A 7705-nucleotide genomic window follows, 5' to 3' on the forward strand; every position below is an offset into this window, starting at 1 on the left:
TAGCACGCCCGCTCTCAGTGGCAGTCGCCTGAGAGGAGGCACACGGGTCCCCCGCCACACGGGGACCAGTGAGCGCGCCCGAGGGGGCGTTCATCCGTCTCCCTTGGGCGTTCCGCGACGTCCGCCCCCCATTCGCCGACGAGGGCCCATGGAACTGCGTTCGCACGTGAAGAAGACGTCCGGGCCGGGTGTGCACCGGGAGATCGCCGCAGAGGAGACCTGGCAGAACATCGCACCTCATCTGCGGCGCGCGGGGATCACCCGCCTGGCCGACATCACCGGGCTCGACTACATAGGGATCCCCGTCTACAGCGCGATCATCCCCCGCTCCAACGACAGCATCTCGGTTTACAGCGGGAAGGGGTTCCGTCCGGTCGACGCGAAGATCAGCGCGGCGATGGAGGCGATCGAGCGCTTCTCCGCCTGGCTGCCGCTGCGGCCCGACCTCGTCTCCTCCTATGACGAACTCGCCGCGGCCGGCAGGAACGTTCTGCACCCCGGGGACTGCAACCTGGAACTCACCCGGGACTACCGCGACGACGGGCCGATCTCCTGGGTCCGGGGCTGGGACCTGCTCAACGAGGAGTCGGTCCTCGTTCCGCAGGACGGGGCCGCCTACCAGGCGCGCCTGCACGAGCAGCCCTGCTACCGGATCACGACCACCAACGGGCTCGCGTCGGGGAACAGCATCGAAGAGGCGCTCTGCCATGCGCTGTGCGAGGTGATCGAGCGCGATTCGATGACCCTCGCCGAACTGGTCAGCAACTATCTGCCACAGGTGCTGGAACAGGACGGGCACCTGGGCGGTTCCACCGCCGGCGCAGTCGACCGCCTCCGCGGCCTCCACCCCCACGTCCGCCTCGACGGCCTGCCGCTCCGCGCCCACCGCGCGGTGGAGCGGTTCACGGCGGCCGGCGTCGAGGTGCGCATCGCCGACATCACCTCGGATCTGGGGGTCCCCGGCTTCTTCGCGGCCACGAGTGAGGACATCGGCGACCGCACCTCGCGGGGCCACGCAGGCTACGGCACCCACCCCGACGCCGAGGTCGCGCTGCTGCGCGCCCTGACCGAGTGCGCCCAGGCCCGGGCCGTCGACGTCCAGGCCATGCGCGAGGACATCAGCCTCCCCGGCTCCGAGGTGTCCAAGTACGAGATGCACGTGCGGCGCTCCTCCACGGTGGACAAGGGCTCGTGGGCCTGGCAGCCGGCGGACCGGACCGTCGGGCTGGACGAGGTGGAGTCGCACCCCTCCGACGACGTCATGGAAGACGTGGCGCTGATGCTGTCGCGGCTGGAGTCGGCGGGGGCGGACCGGGTGATCGCGGTCGACCTGTCCCCTCCGCAGATACCGGTGGGCGTCGTCCGCGTCATCGTGCCGGTCCTGGAGTCCTGGGCGACGGACCAGGGCCGCATCGGCGCCCGGGGAGGGGAGGCGTGGCGCCGAGCCGTCCGGTCGCTGGCCGCCGAGGAGAAGGGGCACGCGACGGCCGCGGTCTGAGAAGCACCGGGGCGCCGTGCCGCGAGGCCGAATTTCCGATAGTTGGGGAGACCATGTACCCGGTCGTCTTCCTCGGTCCCAGTCTCGACCGCGAATTCGCTTCCCGAGAGCTGGAGGCCGAATACCTGCCTCCGATCGCGCGCGGGGACATCGATTCCGTGATGGGCCGGGATGAGCCGCCATGCGCCATCGGGATCGTCGACGGTCGCTTCCTGAGCGACCTCTCGATCTCCCCCAAGGAGGTGCTCAGGGCCGCGGACGCGGGCATAGCGGTCTACGGCTCCTCCAGCATGGGGGCGCTGCGGGCGGTGGAGTGCGCCCCGTTCGGTGTGGTCGGAGTGGGACGGATCTACGAGGCCTACGCCTCAGGGGAGATCGAGGCCGACGACGAAGTCGCCATCGTCTACGATCCCGAGAGCCTCCGCGCGCTCTCCACCCCCATGGTCGACTTCCGGTTCGCCCTCCAGGCCGGGGTCGAGCGGAACAGGATCGCCGACGACGTGGCCGAACGGTTCCTCGCCGCGGCCAAGGCAATGCACTTCCCCCAGAGGACCCCAGCGAACGTCCTGAGCGATCTGAGGGCCGAACTCGACGAGGATGCGGCCCGTGGGCTGGCCGAATACCTCGGGAATGAAGCGCCGGAGACCAAGCGGGACGACGCCGTCCGGCTCCTCAGAACGATGCGCGACGACCTGGGCCGCTCGACCGTGCGGCACGGCCCGGCCTCAGCGCACATGGCGCACGGCTGACCGAATGCGACCACTGAACGCACGCCGAAGGGCCCGTCTAGAAGTGAACCATCGGTGATCCACAAGTATCGAGAGTTGTTCCTCGTCCCCGGAGCGGCCGCATTCTCCCTCGCCGCGTTCGTCGGCCGGCTGCCCGTCGCCATGCTCGGGCTGGGGGTCGTCCTGCTGGTCTCGACGGTCTCCGGGTCCTATACGGCCGCCGGCACGGTCGCGGCCGCCACGATGGTCGGCTACGCGGTCGCCGCCCCGGTGGTGGGGCGGACGGTAGACCGGCACGGGCAGCGCCGGGTGCTGCTGGCGCTGGCCGCACTGCACTTCGCGGGCCTCGTGGCCCTGATGGCCGCGGCCGAGTACGGGGCACCGCTCCCGGTGCTCTGCGCCGCGGGCGCCCTCGCCGGGCTCTCCCGCCCCTCGACGGGGACGATGGTGCGGACCCGGTGGGCGCACGTTCTTCAGCGCGGGGACGGCCGGGCGGGCGAGGCGAAGGTGCAGACCGCCTTCTCGTTCGAGGCGATCGTCGACGAAGTCGCCTTCATATCCGGCCCGGTCATCGTCACGGCACTGGCGACCGGCGTCCACCATCTCGCCGGTATCGCCGCCTGCCTGGTGATGACCGTCGGCGGCGCCACCGCCATGGCCCTGCAGAAGAACACCGAACCCCCCGCGCGGGGCGCACCCGGCGAACGCGGATCCGCCCTCGTGGTCCCGGGCATGGCGGTGATCGCGGTCGCGATGCTGTTCGCCGGGGCCATCGTCGGAGCGCTGGAACTCGCCGTGGTCGCGAAGACCGAGGCGTTCGGCTCCCAAGGCGCGACGGGCCCGCTCCTGGCGGTGCTGGCCGTCGGCAGCATGCTCGGCGGACTGTGGTACGGGGCGCGCTCGTGGGAGCTGCCTCCCGACCGGCTGTGGATCCGGTGCCTCGCGGCCCAGGCGGTCGCCCTGGGGCTGCTGCCCTTGGCCGGCGGTATGTGGAGCCTGGCGGCGGCCATGTTCGTCGTCGGACTCACGGTCGCCCCCGTGGGCATCGCCGGCGTGGTCCTCATGGAGCGCCTGCTGCCCTCAAGGGTGCTGACCGAAGGGATCAGCATCGAGACCACGGCGATGGCGACCGGTGTCGCGGTCGGTGGATGGGCCGCCGGAGTCGTCACCGAGGAACTGGGCTCGGGCCGCGCCCTCGCGCTCCCGGCGGTGTGCGCGCTGGCCGCCCTGGGCGCGGCGGTGCTGGGAGCACGCCGGCTCGCCGTGGAGAACAGCTCCGAACCCGACGCGCCCTCCCGGACGGAGTGACCGAGCCTTCCTAACGAGTGGGGATGAGATGTCTCGACTGCTGATCGGCAACGACTTCACCGAAGAGCTGGACGGGGCGGACCGCGCGCGGGAGGCCACGGCCTGCTGGTACGCCCAGCGCACGCTCTTCTTCGCCGAGGACGGCGACACCGTCGTCCTCCCGCACGCCCCGACCGACGTCTTCCTGCGTTACGTCACCTCGTTGACCGGAACGGACCCCGCTTCGCTGCGCATCGTCGTTCCCCCCGCCCGCGCGCACTCCCAGGAGCACCTGTCGGCGGAGCGGATCGCCGACCCGTCGTTCCACCGGGCGCTCCACGAGGCCATCGCCGGCCGCCCCGTGGACGAGGTGGTCATGCTGTACCCCGACCCGCGAATCGTCGCCCTGGCGCGCGCCCTCGGGATCGGGGACGCGGTACCGGGCGGCGACTTCATCATGCAGTCCGGTGGTGCGCTCGCGAACAGCAAGGCCGCCTTCCGCGCCCTCGCCTCCGGCACCGGGGTCCCGGTGCCCGAAGGCGCCGTCTGCAGCGACCCGTCGATGGCCCATGACGTTGTGGAGCGGCTGCTCGGCGCAGGCGCGCCGGTCATCGTCAAGCACGAGTACCGCCAAGCGAGCAAGGGGAACGAGATCCTCAGCCGACACGGAGGGGTGACCCCCCGGGGCGCTCCGCGGGCCGTCGTGCTGCCGGACCCGGAGTCCGCCCGGAAGCATCTCGAAGCGGAGTGGGACCGGCTGACCAGCGGTGGCCGCCACAGGCTGGTGGTCGAGAGGTACTTCCCCGACTCCGCGTCCGTGTTCGCGGAGCTGCTGCTCACCGATGCGGGGGTGGAGCTCGCGGGCGAGGGGGAGCTGATCTACGCGCCGACACCGCGCGGCCAGGTGATGCCGGCGTGCCGCCTGCCCTCCGCAGCGCGCGGCGAGCTCGCCGCCCACAGCCGCCGCATGGGCCGCCTGTTGCGGGACATGGGGCACCGCGGGCGAGTGAGCATGGACGCCGTCGTCACCCCCGACGGGCGCCTGTTCTTCACCGAGTACAACGGGAGGGTCACCGGGTCGACGCACGTCTACGCGATCGTGGGGCACCGCGTGGTCGGCCGGGACTACCCCGGAAGCCGGGTCCTCGTGGAGCACGTCGGGCTCGTGGTGCCCTCGTTCGAGAGCGCCGTCGCCCGGCTGTCGGCCGAAGGACTCGCCTACGACCGCGAAAGCCGGACGGGCGTCGTCCTCGTCAGCGACCTCCACACCGACGACAGGGACGTCATCTACTGCATCGTCGTGGACGACGTCGCCTCCGCCGAGAAGTACCGGCAACGCGTGGAACGGCTCTTCAGCGATGCCCGGACCGCCCGTTCCTAACCCCCGGCCCGATCTCACCCCGGAAGGGGGCAGGTCCCTTGCCCGAACCCCGCCGCAACGACGACCTCTTCGAACGCTTCCAACTCATCGCGAACGCCCCGGCCCTGTTCAACGCCATCGTGGCCGGCCTCGACCTCGACCTGTTCGGCCTGCTCGCCGAACGCGGGGAGGCGACGCTCGACGACGTCCACGCCTCCACCGGGGTGCCCCCGCACAAGCTCCGTGTCCTGCTGCTCGCCCTGTGCTCGACCGGACTGGTCGACAAGGACGGCGACGTCTACCGCAACTCCGCCGTCGCCGAGGAGCACCTGTCGACGGACGACCCGGACAGCTGGCGGCACATCCTGATCGGCTGGCAGCGGATCTACTACCCGGCGTTCGCGCACACCACGCGGGGGCTGCGGGCGGGCACGAACGAGGCGGCCCTGGCCGACTACACCGGGGCGGGCGGCTCCCTCTACGCGCGGCTGTCCCACGACCGGGAGCTGGAGTCGGTGTTCCACGCCGCGATGTCGGCCTTCACGCTGCAGTCCATGCCCGGACTGGTGGAGAACGCCGAGCTGTCCGCCGTCCGCAGCCTGCTCGACGTCGGCGGCGGGGACGGAACGACGGCGGTCAGCATCGCGCGGCGCTCCCCTGAGGCCCGGGTGACCGTCTTCGACCTGCCGAGCGTGGTGAAGCGGGCGGGCGAGGCCCTTCCGGCGGACCTCGCCGAGAGGGTGCTCTTCCGGGCCGGCGACATGTTCGAAGAGGACTTCCCCACCGGGTGCGACGCGGTCCTCTTCAGCCACGTCCTCGAGGTGTTCTCCGAAGAGAGGATCCTCCGGCTGCTGTCGAAGGCGTACGAGGCCCTTCCCTCCGGCGGGAAGGTCTTCCTCTACGGGTACAACGCCGCACCCGACGAGAGCGGCGGGATCATCTCCGCCCGATTGTCGCTGTACCTGAACATCCTGGCCAGCGGCGAGGGGATGGCCTACCCGGCGACCGACTACGAGGGGTGGCTGCGCCGGGTGGGGTTCACGAGGGTCCGGACGTACGACGGACTGCCCTACGAACACGGGCTCCAGGTCGCCGTCAAGGACTGACCTCCACCGCGGCGGCCGCCCCTCCCCTCGCGCAGCGTCCGGGGCGGTGGCCGGTCCCGCCTCGTGCGCGGGTTCGGCCTCCGCATCGGGGGCTTGTCACCGGCGCCCGGAGGAGACCGGGAGCGGCGACTCGACCGGCTGGGGACCCGCGGCCGGGCCGCAGCAGCGGCCGGTGTCCGCCTGGGCGGCGTCCGCCTCGGCGGCCTCGGCAGCGTCGGGCAGGCCCGACCCCTTGCAGACCCCGGTCTCGGGCAGGACCAGCTCCACCCGTTCGGCCGCCTCACGGTCGCCCGCGATCGCGGCGGCGATGCTGCGCACCTGCTCGAACCCGGTCAGTGCCAGAAACGTGGGCGCACGCCCGTAGGACTTCATCCCCGCCAGGTAGAAGCCGGGTTCGGGGTGGGACAGCTCCCGGGCGCCGTGCGGGTAGACCGTGCCGCAGGAGTGGACGTTGGGGTCGATCAGCGGCGCCAGCCCCACCGGCGCCTGCAGGGTCGCGTCCAGGGCCAGGCGGATCTCCGAGAGCGGGGAAAGGTCCGGGCGGAACCCGGTGAGCACGACGACCTCGTCGACCGGGTCGAGCTCGCGGCCGTCCTCGCCGACCAGCACGGCCCCCGCCGCGCCCGTGCGGACCTCCGCGGTCCGGAAACCGGTGACCACGGTGATGTTCCCGGACTCCACGGCCCGCTGCGCCCGGCGCCCGAGCGCGCCCCTGGCCGCCAGCTGGTCGCCGGCGCCGCCGCCGAAGGCGTCGCCCACCTCGCCCCGGCGCAGCACCCACACCCCGTGCGTGCCCGGGTCGCGCTCGGCGGCCTCGGCAAGGTGCACCAGGGCGGTCAGCGCCGAGTGCCCGCTGCCCACCACGGCCGTGCGCCGCCCCTCGTAGCGCACCCGCACGGGCGGGTCCGACAGGTCGGGTACCCGGTAGGAGACCCGGTCGGCCGCGGCCTCGCCGAGCGCGGGCAGCCCGTCGGCGCCCAGCGGGTTGGGGGCGCCCCAGGTCCCCGAGGCGTCGACGACCGCCCGGGCGAGGAGGCGCTCCTCGGCCCCGTCGGCCGTGCGCACCCGCACCGTGAAAGGCTCCTCTTCGCGACCGGTGTCGACCACGCGGTCGCGGCCCCGGCGGCTCACCCCCACCACCTCGGTGCCGAAGCGCACCCGCTCCCCCAGGGCCTCGGCCAAGGGCTCCAGATAGTCGCGGACCCAGTCGGCCCCCGTCGGGTAGGACCCTTCATCCGGGCGCCGCCACCCGGTCCCGGCGAGTACCTTCTCCGCGGCCGGGGAGACCAGGTCGCGCCAGGTGGAGAAGAGCCGCACGTGCCCCCACTCGGCGACCGCCGCGCCGGCCCGCGCGCCCTTCTCCAGCACGACCGCGGGCACGGCCCTGTCGACCAGCTCCGCCGCCGCGGCCAGACCCACCGGCCCGGCGCCGACCACCACGACCGGCGGCCCTTCCGCATTCTTCGGCACCATGACGCTCCACCTTCCATCGATGTCGGTCGATCGAATGGAACTTTATCGATGTCCATCGATGGAATCAACCATCGATCATGGTCGATACTGGTTCCATGACGCTGACGCACGACCCCGCTCCGCCCGACCTCGCCCCCGCCGACGCCGCGGCCTACGCCTCCTGGTTCGCCTGCCTGGCCGAACCCACCCGGGTGCGCCTCCTGCACACCGTGGCGGCCTGGCCGGGCGCGGCCGGGGGCGGCGAACTCGCGGC

General features: G+C 72.4%; 6 protein-coding genes. 5 read left to right on the forward strand and 1 reads right to left on the reverse strand.

Annotation, left to right across the window (positions count from 1 at the left end):
- Positions 1-148 precede the first annotated feature (148 nt).
- Genes D450_RS0102490 through D450_RS0102510 form a run of 5 tightly spaced genes read left to right on the forward strand, consistent with a single transcriptional unit; the run spans position 149 to position 5979 of the window.
- The gene (locus D450_RS0102490) at positions 149-1498 is read left to right on the forward strand and encodes a YcaO-like family protein (protein ID WP_017537103.1); all 1350 of its coding nucleotides are present in this window, start codon (positions 149-151) and stop codon (positions 1496-1498) included.
- Positions 1499-1551: 53 nt separating this feature from the next.
- Positions 1552-2247: a TfuA-like protein gene (locus D450_RS0102495; RefSeq protein ID WP_017537104.1), complete on the forward strand. Its 696-nt coding sequence runs from the start codon at positions 1552-1554 to the stop codon at positions 2245-2247.
- A gap of 54 nt (positions 2248-2301) precedes the next feature.
- Positions 2302-3534 carry an MFS transporter gene (locus tag D450_RS0102500; RefSeq protein ID WP_026128343.1) on the forward strand — a complete coding sequence of 411 codons (1233 nt, stop codon included), beginning with the start codon at positions 2302-2304 and terminating at the stop codon, positions 3532-3534.
- Positions 3535-3562: 28 nt separating this feature from the next.
- Complete coding sequence (locus D450_RS0102505; protein WP_017537106.1) at positions 3563-4894, forward strand: preATP grasp domain-containing protein; 1332 nt, start codon at positions 3563-3565, stop codon at positions 4892-4894.
- A 38-nt stretch (positions 4895-4932) separates the two neighbouring features.
- Complete coding sequence (locus D450_RS0102510; protein ID WP_017537107.1) at positions 4933-5979, forward strand: methyltransferase; 1047 nt, start codon at positions 4933-4935, stop codon at positions 5977-5979.
- A gap of 96 nt (positions 5980-6075) precedes the next feature.
- Here the strand turns inward: D450_RS0102510 and D450_RS0102515 are convergent, their stop codons facing one another.
- Entirely contained in the window at positions 6076-7452 is a 1377-nt protein-coding gene (locus D450_RS0102515; protein WP_017537108.1) for an NAD(P)-binding domain-containing protein, read from the reverse strand.
- Between the last annotated feature and the right edge of the window lie 253 nt (positions 7453-7705).

The sequence above is a fragment of the Nocardiopsis halophila DSM 44494 genome, assembly GCF_000341245.1.
Lineage (GTDB): Bacteria > Actinomycetota > Actinomycetes > Streptosporangiales > Streptosporangiaceae > Nocardiopsis_A > Nocardiopsis_A halophila.